Origin of the sequence: Microbacterium sp. zg-Y625 (genome assembly GCF_030246925.1) — a bacterium.
Classification (GTDB): domain Bacteria; phylum Actinomycetota; class Actinomycetes; order Actinomycetales; family Microbacteriaceae; genus Microbacterium; species Microbacterium jiangjiandongii.
The window spans coordinates 1952628-1967398 of the sequence record NZ_CP126740.1; the positions used below are offsets into that span (position 1 = coordinate 1952628).

The 14771-nt window shown below is 68.8% G+C and carries 17 protein-coding genes; 7 read left to right on the forward strand and 10 right to left on the reverse strand.

Features of this window, described 5'->3' with window-relative positions; genetic code table 11:
- Positions 1-9 precede the first annotated feature (9 nt).
- Positions 10-699 carry an SDR family oxidoreductase gene (locus tag QNO14_RS08980; protein WP_257504993.1) on the reverse strand — a complete coding sequence of 230 codons (690 nt, stop codon included), beginning with the start codon at positions 697-699 and terminating at the stop codon, positions 10-12.
- 95 nt (positions 700-794) lie between these two features.
- On the opposite strand from QNO14_RS08980, the gene QNO14_RS08985 reads away from it, so the two are divergent.
- Complete coding sequence (locus QNO14_RS08985) at positions 795-1454, forward strand: Type 1 glutamine amidotransferase-like domain-containing protein (RefSeq protein ID WP_257504994.1); 660 nt, start codon at positions 795-797, stop codon at positions 1452-1454.
- Between the two features lie 51 nt (positions 1455-1505).
- Here QNO14_RS08985 and QNO14_RS08990 read toward each other — a convergent pair whose 3' ends face one another.
- Positions 1506-2372, reverse strand: a complete 867-nt coding sequence (locus QNO14_RS08990; protein ID WP_257504995.1) for an AraC family transcriptional regulator — start codon at positions 2370-2372, stop codon at positions 1506-1508.
- A 510-nt stretch (positions 2373-2882) separates the two neighbouring features.
- Between QNO14_RS08990 and QNO14_RS08995 the strand changes: the two genes are divergently transcribed.
- The 3 genes from QNO14_RS08995 (at position 2883) to QNO14_RS09005 (ending at position 5495) form a co-directional block, all read left to right on the forward strand.
- Complete coding sequence (locus tag QNO14_RS08995) at positions 2883-3815, forward strand: oxygenase MpaB family protein (protein WP_257504996.1); 933 nt, start codon at positions 2883-2885, stop codon at positions 3813-3815.
- A 556-nt stretch (positions 3816-4371) separates the two neighbouring features.
- On the forward strand, positions 4372-4698 hold the full coding sequence (locus tag QNO14_RS09000) for a hypothetical protein (protein ID WP_257504998.1): 327 nt from the start codon (positions 4372-4374) through the stop codon (positions 4696-4698).
- Between the two features lie 128 nt (positions 4699-4826).
- Complete coding sequence (locus QNO14_RS09005; RefSeq protein ID WP_257496085.1) at positions 4827-5495, forward strand: VOC family protein; 669 nt, start codon at positions 4827-4829, stop codon at positions 5493-5495.
- Between the two features lie 89 nt (positions 5496-5584).
- Here the strand turns inward: QNO14_RS09005 and QNO14_RS09010 are convergent, their stop codons facing one another.
- The 6 genes from QNO14_RS09010 to QNO14_RS09035 all read right to left on the reverse strand — a co-directional run bounded on the left by QNO14_RS09010 (position 5585) and on the right by QNO14_RS09035 (position 10684).
- Entirely contained in the window at positions 5585-5878 is a 294-nt protein-coding gene (locus QNO14_RS09010) for a hypothetical protein (protein ID WP_257505000.1), read from the reverse strand.
- Positions 5879-6111: 233 nt separating this feature from the next.
- Complete coding sequence (locus QNO14_RS09015; protein ID WP_257505001.1) at positions 6112-6339, reverse strand: hypothetical protein; 228 nt, start codon at positions 6337-6339, stop codon at positions 6112-6114.
- A 138-nt stretch (positions 6340-6477) separates the two neighbouring features.
- A complete protein-coding gene (locus QNO14_RS09020) occupies positions 6478-7218 on the reverse strand; it encodes a hypothetical protein (RefSeq protein ID WP_257505002.1) in 741 nt (246 codons plus the stop codon).
- Between the two features lie 153 nt (positions 7219-7371).
- Positions 7372-7725 carry a hypothetical protein gene (locus QNO14_RS09025; RefSeq protein WP_257505003.1) on the reverse strand — a complete coding sequence of 118 codons (354 nt, stop codon included), beginning with the start codon at positions 7723-7725 and terminating at the stop codon, positions 7372-7374.
- A gap of 772 nt (positions 7726-8497) precedes the next feature.
- A complete protein-coding gene (ychF, locus tag QNO14_RS09030; protein ID WP_257505004.1) occupies positions 8498-9571 on the reverse strand; it encodes a redox-regulated ATPase YchF in 1074 nt (357 codons plus the stop codon).
- A 42-nt stretch (positions 9572-9613) separates the two neighbouring features.
- The gene (locus QNO14_RS09035; RefSeq protein WP_257505005.1) at positions 9614-10684 is read right to left on the reverse strand and encodes a hypothetical protein; all 1071 of its coding nucleotides are present in this window, start codon (positions 10682-10684) and stop codon (positions 9614-9616) included.
- A 123-nt stretch (positions 10685-10807) separates the two neighbouring features.
- On the opposite strand from QNO14_RS09035, the gene QNO14_RS09040 reads away from it, so the two are divergent.
- Positions 10808-11155, forward strand: a complete 348-nt coding sequence (locus tag QNO14_RS09040; RefSeq protein WP_257505006.1) for a LysR family transcriptional regulator — start codon at positions 10808-10810, stop codon at positions 11153-11155.
- 18 nt (positions 11156-11173) lie between these two features.
- Here QNO14_RS09040 and QNO14_RS09045 read toward each other — a convergent pair whose 3' ends face one another.
- Positions 11174-12838: an ABC-F family ATP-binding cassette domain-containing protein gene (locus QNO14_RS09045; RefSeq protein ID WP_257505008.1), complete on the reverse strand. Its 1665-nt coding sequence runs from the start codon at positions 12836-12838 to the stop codon at positions 11174-11176.
- Positions 12839-12912: 74 nt separating this feature from the next.
- On the opposite strand from QNO14_RS09045, the gene QNO14_RS09050 reads away from it, so the two are divergent.
- Positions 12913-13269, forward strand: coding sequence for a hypothetical protein (locus tag QNO14_RS09050; protein ID WP_257505010.1), 357 nt, complete (start codon positions 12913-12915; stop codon positions 13267-13269).
- A 24-nt stretch (positions 13270-13293) separates the two neighbouring features.
- On the opposite strand, the gene QNO14_RS09055 is transcribed toward QNO14_RS09050, so the two are convergent.
- On the reverse strand, positions 13294-14040 hold the full coding sequence (locus QNO14_RS09055; protein ID WP_257505011.1) for a class I SAM-dependent methyltransferase: 747 nt from the start codon (positions 14038-14040) through the stop codon (positions 13294-13296).
- A gap of 81 nt (positions 14041-14121) precedes the next feature.
- On the opposite strand from QNO14_RS09055, the gene QNO14_RS09060 reads away from it, so the two are divergent.
- Complete coding sequence (locus QNO14_RS09060; protein ID WP_257505012.1) at positions 14122-14742, forward strand: exonuclease domain-containing protein; 621 nt, start codon at positions 14122-14124, stop codon at positions 14740-14742.
- The last annotated feature ends 29 nt before the right edge of the window (positions 14743-14771 follow it).

Sequence of the window (14771 nt, forward strand, 5' to 3'; positions counted from 1 at the left end):
CAGCCGGCGTCAGACGCCCGGGCGGATCGTGAGGTCGGGGATCTGCGCGTCGCGCGGCAGGTCGAGCACGGTGAGGATGCTCGTCACGACCGACTCGGGATCGATGAAGTGCGCCGGCTCGTAGGGCTGCCCCTCCTGCTCGTGCACGCGCTCCTGCATGGCCGTCGCCGTGCGCCCGGGGTACACCGACGACACCCGCACGCCGTGGGCGGCCTCCTCGGCGCGCAGGCTCTCGGCGAGCGCCTTGAGCCCATGCTTGGATGCCGCGTAGGCCGCCCATTCCGGCGCCGCGCGCAGGCCCGCGCCGGAGTTGACGAACAGCACCTGTCCCTTCGCCGCGCGGAGCGCCGGCAGCAGCAGCCGGGTCAGCTCCGCCGGGGCGACGAGGTTCACCTCGAGCTGCGAGATCCACTTCTCGACGGTGAGGTGGGCCACGGGGCCCAGGTCGACCACGCCCGCGACGTGGAGCAGGGAGTCCAGCCGGGTGGGGAGCTCCTGCGCGGCGAGCGCCGCGGCCATCTCGCCCGGCGCGGCCAGGTCGGCGACGACGGTCCGCGCTCCGGGGAACCGTTCGCCGAGTTCCGCCGCGCGTGCCTCGCTACGGGCGAGCAGGATGAGATCGTCCCCGCGCGCATGCAGACGTGCCGCGAGGGCGGCGCCGATGCCGGAGCCGGCGCCGGTGAGGAAGTGCACAGACATACTGTCATCGTCCCACGGCGACGGACCACGGCAGGGACTGGGTGCACCGGCGCACCCGACGTAGCATCGGCATCCACCTCTCGACGGGAGCCACAATGAAGCTTCTCCTCACCTCCGGCGGGGTCACGAACGACAGCATCCGCGCCGCACTCGTCGGCCTGCTCGGCAAGGACATCGAGGACTCCTCCGCCCTCTGCATCCCCACCGCCCAGTGGGGGCATCCGCTGTGCGGACCCGTCTCGGCCCGCAGCTTCGTCAGCGGGATGCCGCCATCGGGCGGAATGACCTCGCTGCCCTGGCGGTCGGTCGGCTTACTCGAGCTGACGGCGCTGCCCACCGTTCCGCGGGAGCGCTGGGAGGAATGGGTGCGCGGCGCCGACGTGCTGCTCGTCGACGGCGGTGACGCGACCTACCTCGCCCACTGGATGCGCGAGTCGGGACTGACCGAGCTGCTCCCGTCCCTCTCCGAGACGGTGTGGGTCGGGGTGAGCGCCGGCAGCATGGTGCTGACCCCGCGGATCGGTGACTTCTTCGTCGAGTGGCCGTCGGCGCCGGACGACACGACGCTGGGGGTCGTCGACTTCTCGATCTTCCCGCACCTCGATGTCTTCCCCACGAACACGATGGATGCCGCCGAGCGGTGGGCCGCGGCGATCGGCGTCCCCGCCTACGTCATGGATGACGAGACCGCGATCCAGGTCGTGGACGGGACCACCGACGTCATTTCGGAGGGGCGGTGGGCGCGGCTCGCGTGAGCCGCGGCCGCCGTGTCCCGGGGACCGTTCGCCGAGCGTGCGGACCGGGACTCAGGCGCGCTCGATGGGCAGCCAGAGTTCGCAGGTGGCCTCGGTGAAGTCGGGCGCGCGGTCGAGCACGGAGACGATCGAGGGACCGGGACGCAGCCGCCACGGGTTCGAGGGAAACCACTCCGTGGCGGATGCGGCATACGCCTGCTGCAGCGCGGCCGGGTAGGGACCCGCCGCCCGGAAGACCACCCATCGCCCCGCCTCGACGTCGATGGCGTCGAGCTCATCCGGCACGGGGGCAGCAGCATCGACCGCCACGCCGTGCAGATACGTCAGTTCGCTTCCCTCCGTGTAGTCGGGGTCGACATCGGCGCTGACCTGCAGCAGTCCCGAGGGCTCGGTGCCGCTCAGTTGCTTCAGGCGCTCGTGCGCCGTGGCCGGCAGCGACGCGATGTGCTGCTGGATATGCGGGTTGACCCCCTCGTGGATCAGCGGCACGCGGGCGGCGTGCCCGATCAGGCGGAAGGCGGGTCGTTCGATGATGCGGGCATCCACGGGGGTGCTCCCTTCGACGGTCAGGCGGAACCTGAGCTGGGGTTGACTCTGAAGGGGGCCACCTTCCCGGCGGACGTGGCCGTGACTGACGCCGTGCACGGAACGGAACGCCCGGCCGAACGCTTCGACCGAGCCGTAGCCGTATCGAACCGCGATCGTGAGCAGGGCCTCGTCACCCACCACGTCCGCCGCAGCGACGGTCATGCGGCGTCGCCGCACGTACTCGGACACCGGCATGCCTGCCAGCGACGAGAACATGCGGCGTGCGTGGTAGCCCGTCGTTCCCATCGCCGCGGCGAGCGCATCGACGTCCAGGTCCTCATCGAGGCCCTCTTCGATCGCATCGACGAGGCGGTTGAGGATCTCGATCACGGCGACTCCCCCTTCTGCACCCACTCTCTCCGGCACCGGAGCGCGGTGCCCGACTTGTGCGGCCCGATTCTGTCGGGACGGAAGGAACTTACACACGAGGATCCCCCTATTGCGGTCCCCACCCGAGCGGTTTCACCATGATCAGGCACGGCGTGGCCTCCCCCAGAGGCCCGTCTCTTCCAGGGGCAGAAACCCCCGCTTCTCGTAGAGGACCCGGGTGAGCGCGTACCCTGCATCGGGATGCGAGGGACCGAGCGTCTTGCCGTCGGCTCGCGAGGCGGTTTCGCCGCTCACGGTGCGGTCTCTTCCTTGCGTTCGACGTTTCGTCTCGCTGCGCTCGCTCAACGACCGGGAAATGCGCTCGCTCAACGACCGGCCGGGGGTCAGTTGTTGGAGCGGAACTCCATCACGACACGCAGCCGAACAGCCTCTCGAACAGCACGATGTCGGCTGGTTCATTCGACCCATTCGTTGGGTGCACACATCACGGCGCCGTGACACGCTTGAACGGTGACTCGGATTCCCTTGCGCGCGCGGCTCCTCTCAGCGCTGGCGGGCGATCCCGATGGCACGCCCTCCTGGGTGCGGGCTTTGGCTGACGGCGACGATCGCGGCTACTTCGCCGACGGCGGCGCCGTCTGGACGGTGCACGCCGGCACGGCGACGTTCGTCGCCGGCATCCGGGCACTCCTCATCCAGGCACTGCATCCGGGCGCGATGGCAGGCGTCCATGACTTCTCGCGCTATCGGGAGGATCCCATCGGACGCCTCACGGGCACGGTGCGCTGGATCATCTGCGTCACCTACGGCTCGACCGAGCAGGCGCACGCCGAAACGGCACGCGTGGGTCGTCTTCATCGAAGGGTTGCCGGCACCTACTCGACGGATGCCGGACCGCGCACGTACTCGGCGTCAGACGCGGCGCTTGTGGAATGGGTCCACCTCGCCTTCACCGAGGCATTCCTCGGCGCCCACCAGCGCTGGGGCGGCCCGCTCCCCGGCGGTGCCGACGCGTACGTGCGCGAATGGGCGCAGGCCGGTCGGCTGATGCACGTCGCCGATCCGCCCGAGACCGAGGCCGCTTTGCGGTCGCGGATGGATGCGTACCTCGACCGCGGTGAGTTGGTCTCTGACGCGCGCGTCGCCGAGGTCGTTCGATTCCTCCGCGACGTCCCCTTCACCGGATCGATGCGACTCGCCTATCGCGTGCTGTTCGCCGCTGCTGTCGCGAGCCTTCCCCGGCGGTACCGCAAGCTCCTCGGTCTCCGGCGCACACCTCTCCCGGTGGTCACCGCGACGCGGATCGTGCTCGCGGTCTCGTCCCGGGCCCTCGGATCAGGTCCGCGTGCCCAAGACTTCGCCCGACGACGACTCCGGCGGTTGCAGCACGCAATGATTGCAGATGAGTCGGCGATCCCATCCGCGGCGGATGACGGATCATGAAGTTGTGATTGGTCGCCGAGCCACCCCGCACGGGCGAACAGTGACGGCCAGCAGGTGATCCGAAATCTGGAGCCCCGCTGCCGGCAGAGCATCCGTCTACGGTACGGAAGCTGTCGCGCGACGGACCGGTCATCGGGGGTCCGATCTTCGACTGGTTCGGTCGAATAGCGTGTGGTCATGCCGTCCGTAGCTGAGAGAGTCGAAGAGATCCAGAGCGCGATCGCGCAGCTGCGCTCTGCCGCCATCCGCGACGACGATCCACGTCGGAGTCAATCTGCCGAGCGGCTCGAGTTGCAGTTCACGGGCATCACCAGTCCGCAAGAGCTGCGTTCGGCTGCCAGAGATGCCCTCCGCCTTTTTGCAGGTGGAATGGGTTCATTCCAGGACGCGGGAAGGTTGGAAGTGGACTCCGCGATCACGCGATTGAGCCGAGCGCTGCGCCAAGCAATATAAAAGGGTCCGGCAGCGGCCAACGAGGGACCCCGCTAGGAACGTGGCGGCTTCAGGGCGCCATTCTGGCTGCGCGCGATAGCGTCGGAGTGAGCCGGGAGGTCAGATGCAAGCCGAGTGGGACGAGTCCTTCTTCGAAGCGCAGTCGGAGGACGCATTCGTCTACTGGGTGTGCTTTTGGACTGGGGACGATGTTGAAACGCCGGCGCAGCACAACCCGCAGCGAGTCTCTGATGCCGACTCGGTGGAGGAAGTCCTCGCCTGGATTTCCCGCGAGCGAGGCGAACGAGGGTTCGAGCTGTTCGTCGAAACCGTCGAGTACGCGGAGTCGCGTGACGTAGGCTGGGCACCTCACCGCAAGCTTGTTCGTCTAGCCGGCAACTTTCGTCCTGCCAACACCCAGGTGACGATCCCTTTGATTCGAGCGCACTGACGATCGATCATCGCGCTCCCGAGTGCTGGGAGCGCTGGCTTTTCGCGGCGCGGACAACGGTCGATGAACGGGCGGTCTGCCCGCGGGCGCGCTCCCGCGCGCGGCGCCGCGCGCGTAGGGTGATCGCCATGAGCGAAGACGGGTGGCGTGCGTTCCTCACCGGCGAAGGCGTCGATGACTGGGTGATTCTTCATGGTGGCCCGACCGCCGTGTTCAAGGTGGGCTCGCTCCAGGAGGCTGCGCGGCTGGCGGCGGCCGTGGCGGAGATCCCAGGGCTCGGCCCGCGCACGTTGCTGACAGCGGTCTCGGACCGTCTCACGGTAAAGCTGACTCGCGAGATGTGGGGAACCGAACGGTCGCACCTTGATGTGGCTAGGAAGATCTCGACCATCGCCCGCGACCACGGTGCGGTCGCCGACACGGCCCGGGTACAGGAGGTGCAGGTCGCTGTCGCAGCAATGCCCGACGCGATCGATCTGCCGTTCTGGCGAGCGGTGCTGGGATACGCGCCGTTGCACGAGGACAACTGCATCGATCCGCTCGGTCAGGGATCAACGGTATGGATGCAGGAGTTGGACCCTTCAAAGCCCCTCACTCACGCCATGCACATCGACGTCTCGCTGGCCAAGGAGCACATCGAGGCTCGCGTCGCCGCGGCAGTGGCCGCGGGGGGCCGGGTGGTTGAATCCGTCGAGGCGCCCAGCGGATGGATCCTCGCCGACCGGTCGGGAAACAAGGTGTGCCTGGCAGCCTGGCCAGACGGCGCGGAACCCGCCAGCCCCGAGCAAGCCGCATAAAGTCCACAGCGGCGCAACCAGATAGAGGGCGCGGGACTTCGAAACTAATTGTGCGACCGATTGCCGGTCCCGGTACGGCACATCTCGATTCAGGGCCGGACCATGAATTCGCCGGTCGCGCTGGCGCAGCCGCCACTGCCAGCGCCCTCACAGAACGAGTAGTCCCAGTTCTCGATTCCCGCGTAGGCCTGGCCGTGCGGAAAGTCCGCAGGCAGAACCAGGGTTGCAGCGAAGGAACCGTCGAACTGATCGTCGCTCGTAGTTTGCGTATGTACGACCGCCGAGCCGGTGTGGGCCGCCGGCACAATCCATCCACCATCGGGAAGCGGGTCGTCGCAGCTGGTGTCCGATTCGAGCGTGATCGTGTCGCCCGGAGAGGCCACGGCTGGGCTGATCGTGATCCTTGGAACGCAACCGGCAGGCGGAGGTGGGCTCATGTAGCAGCCACTCATTGTCATCGCTGGCACGGTGAGGACGAGCGCGACGGTTCGGCGCCAACAGTGCATGGCATCAAGATACGGTGCGACCGGTCGTCGAACACTGCCGCATGGAGTGAGTAGCGGGACTTGACCGCGCTACTCACCTGACCGAAAGTCGGTCCTCCGTCGCGCGCGAATCAGTCGGGTTCGTCGTTCGCGGCGGTCTCGATCCAGTCGACTGCTTCGTCGGAGAGGAAGAAGCCATCGGGTCCTGACTCGCCGACCCACCACCCGCTCGAGGTCACAGCGCCGCCGGCCGTCGCGATCTTACTCATCACCTCCGGCGACACCGCTTCGCCGTTGTGGGCGATGAGCCACCCTTTGGCATCGGAGTCCAGCTTCGGCCACCACTCGATGATCTCCATGCGGCCACCATCGCACCGGATGAAGCCAACCGTAAGACAGTCGGTCACGCGCAGATGTCGGTCGGCACTCGGGCGCCGGATGCGCGTGTTCGCTCTTCGCCTACGAGCGGCATACCGCCGGTTCGCCAACTCGTCCAACTAGATCGATGCAGGTGGTTCCGCAGCGACATGGTCGGATTCGTTGATGAACTCGAGGAATCGTTCGCCCTTTGGCGAGGTGCGGGGCTGGAAGATCCCGTTCCGGCTCATCATGGTGGTCAGTGGGATTGAAGCAAGTCCGGCACGGTCGAGGTCTGCGACGGCTTGTGTGACTGACTCTCGCCATACGCTCTGGCGCATGCCGAGTGCCGCCCCGAGAGGGCCATCGATGCCGCCGGAGGAGATTCGGGAGTGCTGCTCATACAGGCCCCGAGCCTGAAGCCATTCCGTGGGATTCTGGAAGTAGTGCAGTAGCCAAACATGCAACTCCTCGAAATCCTCGACAAGGCGGACGAACTGCGCCCGCTCACTTGCTGAGAACGGAGCCCAACCGCCGCCATTCGCGACGGCCGCGGCTAGACGTTGTCGCTTCGATGCGCTTGCGGTCTCGGCTGCAGCTCGCTGAGCGCGCGTGACACCAGCGATGAAATCATCCGAACCAACGACATCCTCGAGGATCGCAGCGGAATCGATTCGCCGCATCGTCTCGGTGAGCGCGCGGGCGATCTGCACATTGAACTCGTGCTGGCGCTGAACCTGGCGAGCTTCGAGGGCGTAGGCAAGTGTTTCCGATGCGAGCGCCCCGATCGCGGGAATCAGCGACAGCGCCGCGCGCCCCGCGAACGTGATCGCGTCCTCTGCGGGCTCATGCGGAGGGACAAGGTCCTCGAGATCGCTCACACGCCCATAATGCCCGACACCTCCGCGCCCGTGGGGTACGCGCGCACGCTGGCCGGTACCCAAGCGTGCGGAGAGGCGGAGGCGAAGCGGCGCCAGCGGGGTGCACCCGCGTCCGACAACGACCGGAACGTGCCTGCTCGCGTCGATCGGCGTCTAGTGGATGACGATCTTCCAGATCTCATGGTTGCCGGCCGCAACCGAGACAAACTTTGCGCCTGCGCGGGCGAACGCCTTCTTGCTGGCCCCGTTGTCCCGATGAATGTTGCCCTCGACTTCGAACCCCCCGACCCAACCCAGCGACTCAAGGTCGGCAAACATGGCTGCGTAGGCCTGCCCGGCGAGCCTCTGCCCACGGCAGGACTGATCGCAGGCGACAAGCCGAACGAATACCTGGTCGCCGGTTTCGACGAGCTCGTATTCCTCGATTCGCGCCTCGATCATGACGTAGGTAATTACCGCGCGAAGGATGCCGTCCCCATCGAACCCAAGGAGTTGCCGCTCTGGCATCCGCCGAGGGCGTAGCTTGTGCACCTCTGACTGAACGTCGAACTCATACTGAACCGGGTGGTAGCGTCCGCGGCCCCTCTCGTACTGCTCACGTGGGGGGTCGGTGCAGATAAAGGCTCGAAGTGCGTCTCTATGCGACTTCGCAGCCTCACACCACCGGAGCTGCACCCGTGTGCCCGCGATGGCCGGGTGACCGCGGGCCGTCAGACAGCGGTCGCATAGGGCGTCCCGGTCCGCGGCGGTAGGCGCGCGCACGACGGGACTCATACACCCGGTGCGCTAGAGCCTCCCAAGCGCCGGCAAGCCCCGAGCGACATTCCGCCTGGCTTCGCATGGGCTCACCGTACTCGGAGCCTGGGACGGCCGCCAGCCGACTGAAGCAGGGCCACAGAACGGCGATGGTCGATCGGCTCCTCGCCTACGCAGCCGCTACTCGCGCTTCGCCGATCGAGAACAACCTAGGGAGGCGTTGTTGACGCCCCGTGCTTCTACGAGGGCCGCCGCTTCAGTGCCCGAGATCTAGACACCGGCGAACGAGCGCTGTGGCACACGCTCGAACTGTAACCCCGAACCACATGCCCGGACCGGGTCGTCCACCGTGCACTCTCACGCTGAGATCAGGTTCGCGATGGGCATCGAGGATCAGTGCCCGCATAGCCCGCCCTGGAAAATGAACGGTCGAGTTCCCCTATGCGAACGGCGACATACTCTGCGGACGAAACCGGACCCACAGCCTGACACTCCGCGGAATTACGCGGCAGATGGACCCTACTCAGACGTTGAAGCGGAACTCCACCACGTCGCCGTCCTGCATGACGTAGTCCTTGCCCTCGAGACGCGCCTTGCCCTTCGCGCGGGCCTCGGCCACCGAGCCGGTGGCAACCAGGTCGTCGAACGAGATGACCTCGGCCTTGATGAAGCCCTTCTCGAAGTCGGTGTGGATGACGCCCGCGGCCTGCGGCGCCTTCCAGCCCTTGCCGATCGTCCAGGCGCGGGCCTCCTTGGGACCGGCCGTGAGGTAGGTCTGCAGGCCCAGCGTGTCGAAGCCGATGCGGGCGAGCTGGTCCAGGCCCGACTCGTCCTGACCGGTGGACGCCAGCAGCTCGGCGGCATCCTCGGGGTCGAGGTCGATGAGCTCGGACTCGATCTTCGCGTCGAGGAACACCGCCTTCGCGGGGGCGACGAGCGCTTCGAGTTCGGCCTTGCGTGCGGCATCCGTCAGCACGGCCTCGTCGACGTTGAAGACGTAGATGAAGGGCTTGGCGGTCAGCAGGCCGAGTTCGCGGATGGGCGCGAGGTCGATGCCGGATGCCGACAGCAGCTTTCCGCGCTCGAGCGCGTCCTTGGCGGCGAGCGCCGTCTCGAGGACGACGGGGTCGGCCTTCTTGCCGCGGACTTCCTTCTCGTAGCGGGTGATCGCCTTCTCGAGGGTCTGCAGGTCGGCCAGCGCCAGTTCGGCATTGATGGTCTCGAGGTCGTTCTTGGGGTTCACCGCCCCCTCGACGTGCACGACGTCGTCGTCGGCGAAGCCGCGGACGACCTGCGCGATCGCGTCGGCCTCGCGGATGTTCGCGAGGAACTGGTTGCCGAGCCCCTCCCCCTCGCTCGCGCCGCGCACGATGCCGGCGATGTCGACGAACGACACCGCGGCCGGGAGGATGCGCTCGGAGTGGAAGATCTCCGCCAGCTTCTCGAGCCGGGGGTCGGGCAGGTTCACGACCCCGATGTTCGGCTCGATCGTCGCGAACGGGTAGTTCGCCGCGAGAACCTGGTTCTTGGTCAGTGCGTTGAAGAGGGTGGACTTGCCCACATTGGGCAGTCCGACGATTCCGATGGTAAGAGCCACGGGCATCGAGTCTACGCGGCGACCGGTGTGGGACCCGACCGGTCAGGTCGCGCTGAACGCCTGATACACCGTCACAATGCTCGCCGCGGCGAGGAGGATCGTGGCCCAGGGCAGGGTGCGACGCAGGCGCTGCCCCGGCACGGCGACGCCACGGGGAGGACGCAGCAGCGGGATGGCGTCATCGTCCGCGGTCGCGACCCGGCCGTCGCGCCAGCGCTCCCACTGCGCCAGCTTGCCGGTCATCGCGGCGTGCACACTTCCGAGCCATTCCCACGTCGCGGGATCGAGCGTCGCGAGGTCGGCGCGCCGGTAGAGGAACATCCAGTCGTCGACGATCTCGACGTCGAGCTCGGCGGCGTTGTCGATGAAGCGCGCCATGATGTCGGGGGTGAACAGATACAGCGCGTCACGCTCGTATCCCGCCGGGCAGTAGAGGCGGAACGCGCGGTCGAAGTCGCCCTCGAGGCTGAGCCGCTGCGCTGCCTTGAAGCCGACCGGCAGACTGGAATCGCCGAGGCTGTTGTTGCCGACCGCGTCGAGAACGATGTGCGGCAGCGGGGTGTCCAGGCGGAGGGCGAGGTACCCCCAGCGTCGCGTGCGTCCGATCAGCGCACGCCCCTCACAGCGGATGTTGCCGATCTCCATCACCCTGCCACGATCGTCGCTCACGACGTCTTGCGCATACCGCGAGCGCACGCGCGGGAAGAGCATGCCGGGTTTGTCCGTCACGGCGCCCGTCCGCCGATACTCCATGCCATTCGCGGCCGCGAACCGGCGCAGGCGATAGGCGCGCTCGTTCTCCGTACGCGTGCGCAGCGCCGACGAGACCATGCCGGCGGTCATCAGCAGGACCCACAGCCCCAGCATCCCGCCCACCGGCACCGCCGCCCGCGGCCCCGCGGCCTCGGCGAGGAACACCGTCAACGCGATGCCGCCGGCGAGGAAGGCCAGGAGGAACGGCGTAACGAGCATGACGAGCGTGACGGTGCCGCAGCCCCATGCCACCCGGTCTCCCGTGCTCGGGTCGCGGCCGTACTTGCGCACCGCCTTGCGATCGATCGGCTCGACCAGCGTGGTCGTGTCGAAGAACGTCGTGGCCTGCGCCGTCGTCATCGGTCCCCCTGGCTCCCAACTCTGTGAGAAGACTATGGGCGGGGGGTGCGGTCCCGCCAACGCCGTCGGCACGTGCTGAGACAATGGATCCTGCCGGGCCCCGCCGGCGGAGGAAGGCACCCTGTGAACATCACGCACCTGGAACGGTTCGTCGCCGTCGCCGAGGCGCTGCACTTTCCGCGGGCGGCCGAGGCACTCGGCATCCCCCTGGCGTCTCTGTACACCTCGATCGACAAGCTCGAGGCCGAGGTCGGGCAGGCGCTGTTCACCCGCGACGGCGCCGGCACCCGGCTGACGAAGGTCGGCCAGCTGTTCCTCGAAGAGGCGCAGGAGCGCATCGCGGCCGCTCCCGCCCCGGCGCCGAAGCCGGTCGCCGCCGCCGGCGGCAAGGCCAAGGCGTCCAAGGGCAAGGGCCGCGCACCCGTCGTGAAGGGCCAGCCGAAGCCCTACAAGAAGCGCCAGGGCCGCTGACGCGCGGCATCCCCCTCGCTAGAGCTCGGTGACCTGGCCCGCTTCGACCCGCCAGCGGCGGTCGGTCTGCACCGTGTCGAGCATGCGTCGGTCGTGCGTCACCAGCAGCAGCGTGCCCTCGTAGGTCTCCAGCGCCTGCTCGAGCTGCTCGATGGCGGCGAGGTCGAGATGGTTGGTGGGCTCGTCGAGCACGAGCAGGTTGACCCCCCGCGCCTGCAGCAGCGCGAGCCCCGCGCGGGTGCGCTCCCCGGGCGACAGCTCGTCGACGGGGCGGCTGACGTGGTCGGCCTTCAGCCCGAACTTCGCCAGCAGCGTGCGCACCTCGCCGGACGCCAGTTGCGGCACGAGCGCCTCGAACGTCTCGGCCAGCGGCGCGGCGCCGACGAACAGCGACCGAGCCTGATCGATCTCGCCGACCTCGACGCTCGCGCCGAGGCTCGCCGATCCCTCATCGGGGTCCTGTCGCCCCAGCAGCAGACGCAGCAGCGTCGACTTGCCCGCACCGTTCGGCCCGGTGATGCCGATGCGCTCGCCCGCGTTCACCTGCAGCGAGACGGGGCCCAGCGTGAACGTCCCCTGCCGCGCTACGACTTCGCTGAGGGTCGATACGACGGAGCTCGAGCGCGGCGCGGATCCGATGGTGAACTGCAGCTGCCATTCCTTGCGCGGCTCGTCCACCTCGTCGAGGCGCGCGATGCGGCTCTCCATCTGGCGGACTTTCTGCGCCTGCTTCTCACTGGATTCGCTCGCCGCCTTGCGACGGATCTTGTCGTTGTCGGGGGATTTGCGCATCGCGTTGCGCACCCCCTGGCTCGACCACTCCCGCTGCACGCGCGCGCGACCGACGAGGTCCGCCTTCTTGTCCGCGAACTCGTCGTACTTCTCCCGCTGCTGGCGCCGGAGCGTCGCCCGTTCCTCGAGGTACGCGTCGTAGCCGCCGCCGAAGACGCGGTTCGATCCCTGCGCGATGTCGAGCTCCAGCACCTTGGTCACGCAGCGCGCGAGGAACTCGCGATCGTGGCTGACGAGCACGACGCCGCCGCGCAGGCCCCGCACGAACGCTTCGAGACGCTCGAGTCCGTCGAGGTCGAGGTCGTTGGTGGGCTCGTCCAGCAGCACGATGTCGAAGCGCGAGAGCAGCAGCGCGGCCAGCCCGACGCGTGCGGCCTGCCCGCCGGACAGCGAGGTCATGAGCGCCTCGCTGGGCGCCCCGCCGAGATCGAGGCCGAGGTCGGCCAGCACCACCGGGAGGCGCTCGTCGAGGTCCGCGGCGCCGCTGGCGAGCCAGCGGTCCAGCGCCGCGGAATAGGCGTCGGCGGGGTCGACGGCGGGGTCTGCGGCGAGGGTCGGGTCGCCGAGCGCGGCCGCCGCGGCATCCATGTCGCGCGTCGCCTCGGCACACCCCGTGCGCCGGGCGATGTACTGCGCGACGGTCTCACCGGCGATGCGCTCGTGCTCCTGCGGGAGCCACCCGACGAAGGCGTCCGCCGGCGACAGGGCGACACTGCCGGACTGCGGCTCGTCGATGCCGGCCAGCAGCCGCAGCAGAGTGGACTTGCCCGCCCCGTTGGCGCCGACGACGCCGACGACGTCGCCGGGGGCGACGGTGAGATCCAGCGAGTCGAACAGCGTGCGGTGTCCGTACCCGCCGGCGAGGTCTCGGGCTACGAGCGTGGCGGTCATCCTCTCATCCTCCCACCGGCCCCGACGTGGCCCGTCCGTTCACGGGCGGACCGCCGGCCGCGCTAGCGTCAAGCATGCCCAGTTCGCCGCACGACGCCCGCTCCCCCGCCGCCCCGGCTGCGCAGCCGATCGCGGATCCGCCGCCGCCGGCATCCCGTCGCATCGAGATCACCTTCCGCAAACCCGCCTTCGCCCTGTACGCGCGCATTCGTCCCGCACTCGTGATCGGCGGGCGCGGCCAGCCGACGCAGTGGGGTGTCGGCACCTGGCAAGTCCCCGCCGGCGAGACCGCCGTGATCGGGGTCTACCTGTTCAACCGCCTGTGGCGGTTCGGTCAGGCGGAGTTCGCCCTGGAGCCCGACGATGCGCCGAATCTGGTGTACCGCGCACCGGTGCTGCCGTTCGGGCGCGGCAGCTTCAAGCGCGCGTGATCGCTGTACCGGCCGGCCCGCGGGTCACTCCGCGCTGATGGCACGGAACGCGTAGGTGACGTAGGGAAGCTCGACCAGCTCGTCCTCGAACGCGCCGATCTCATCGAACAGGTCCGAGAGCTCGCCGTCGATGCGATCCCGTTCCTCATCGGGCGCCGTGATCACGTAGCTGCGCGAGAAAGCCATGGCCCGCAGCTCGTCGCGGGTCATCATGCGCGACCACTCCCACCGGCGCTCTTCCAGCGGACCGAACGGGGACGTCACGGGCGGGTGCCCGGCCGCCAGCATGCGCTCGGCGTTGCTGCCGTGCATGATCGCGCTCATCTGCCGCACCCATTCCACCGACTCGTCGCGGATGTTCCACACCAGCCCCAGCACTCCGCCCGGTCGCAGCACCCGCGCCGCCTCGAGCGACGCCTGCTCCGGGCGCACCCAGTGCCACGCCTGCCCGAAGACGACCGCGTCGACGCTGCCGTCGGGCAGCGGCAGCTCCTCGGCACGACCGAGGAAGGCGGGGATGCCGCCGGTCGCCGCCCGCAGCGCGACGAGCATGCCGGGATCCGGGTCGACGGCCACCACGTCCGCGCCGAGGTCGCGAAGCCCCCGCGTCAGCTTCCCGGTGCCCGCCCCGACATCGGCGACGCGAACGGCGCGACCTGCGACGGGGGGCAGCAGCCAGCTCACCGCCTCGAGCGGATAGTCCGGCCGGCCGGCTTCGTAGTGGCCGGTCGCGGCACCGAACGACATCGCCTGATCTCCGAAATCTGCCATGCCACCACTGTAAGACGGCCGATCCGGCGGCGGACGGCGCGTCCTGCGGGCGCCCGACGCCCGCCGGGCGAGGGTGGAGGCGTGCCCCTGGATTTCACCGCGATCGACTTCGAAACGGCGAATTCCTCCAGCGCCTCCGCGTGCGCGGTGGGCCTCACCCGGGTGCGCGGCGGCGAGGTCGTCGCCTCCGCCGGCTGGCTCATCCGCCCGCCGGCCGGGCACGACCGCTTCTTCGCGATCAACACCGGCATCCACGGCATCTGCGCCGACGACGTCGTCGCGGCGAAGACCTGGTCCGATCAGCTGCACGACATCGCCGCCTTCGTCGGCACCGACGTGGTGGTCGCACACAATGCCGGATTCGACATGACGGTGCTGCGGCGGGCCTGCGAGGTCACGGGCGACGCGTGTCCGCCGTACCGCTACGTCTGCAGCCTGCAGGTCGCGCGCAAGACATACGAGCTCGATTCGTACCGGCTGCCGTCGGTGGCCGCCGCCGTCGGCTTCCTGGACTTCCCGCACCACGACGCGACCGCCGATGCCCTGGCCTGCGCGCACATCATGATCGACGCCGCCGCGCGGGCGGGGGTGTCGGACATCTCCGACCTCGCCGCGGCACTCGGCCTGCGGGTGGGGTGCATCCCCGTGCCCGAGACCCCGCCGGCGTCGTTGCCGGTGTCGGCCCCGTTGGCGCTGGCCTGAGCGTCGCCGCACCGATGTCGGTGGCCGGT

Coding starts and splice junctions, on each gene's coding strand:
- QNO14_RS09025 (WP_257505003.1), bottom strand. CDS start 7,725: ATGCCAGAGCGGCAACTCCTTGGGTTCGATGGGGACGGCATCCTTCGC.
- QNO14_RS09035 (WP_257505005.1), bottom strand. CDS start 10,684: ATGACGACGGCGCAGGCCACGACGTTCTTCGACACGACCACGCTGGTC.
- QNO14_RS08980 (WP_257504993.1), bottom strand. CDS start 699: ATGTCTGTGCACTTCCTCACCGGCGCCGGCTCCGGCATCGGCGCCGCC.
- QNO14_RS08985 (WP_257504994.1), top strand. CDS start 795: ATGAAGCTTCTCCTCACCTCCGGCGGGGTCACGAACGACAGCATCCGC.
- QNO14_RS09045 (WP_257505008.1), bottom strand. CDS start 12,838: ATGACCGCCACGCTCGTAGCCCGAGACCTCGCCGGCGGGTACGGACAC.
- QNO14_RS09005 (WP_257496085.1), top strand. CDS start 4,827: ATGAGCGAAGACGGGTGGCGTGCGTTCCTCACCGGCGAAGGCGTCGAT.
- QNO14_RS09055 (WP_257505011.1), bottom strand. CDS start 14,040: ATGGCAGATTTCGGAGATCAGGCGATGTCGTTCGGTGCCGCGACCGGC.
- QNO14_RS09000 (WP_257504998.1), top strand. CDS start 4,372: ATGCAAGCCGAGTGGGACGAGTCCTTCTTCGAAGCGCAGTCGGAGGAC.
- QNO14_RS09050 (WP_257505010.1), top strand. CDS start 12,913: ATGCCCAGTTCGCCGCACGACGCCCGCTCCCCCGCCGCCCCGGCTGCG.
- QNO14_RS09015 (WP_257505001.1), bottom strand. CDS start 6,339: ATGGAGATCATCGAGTGGTGGCCGAAGCTGGACTCCGATGCCAAAGGG.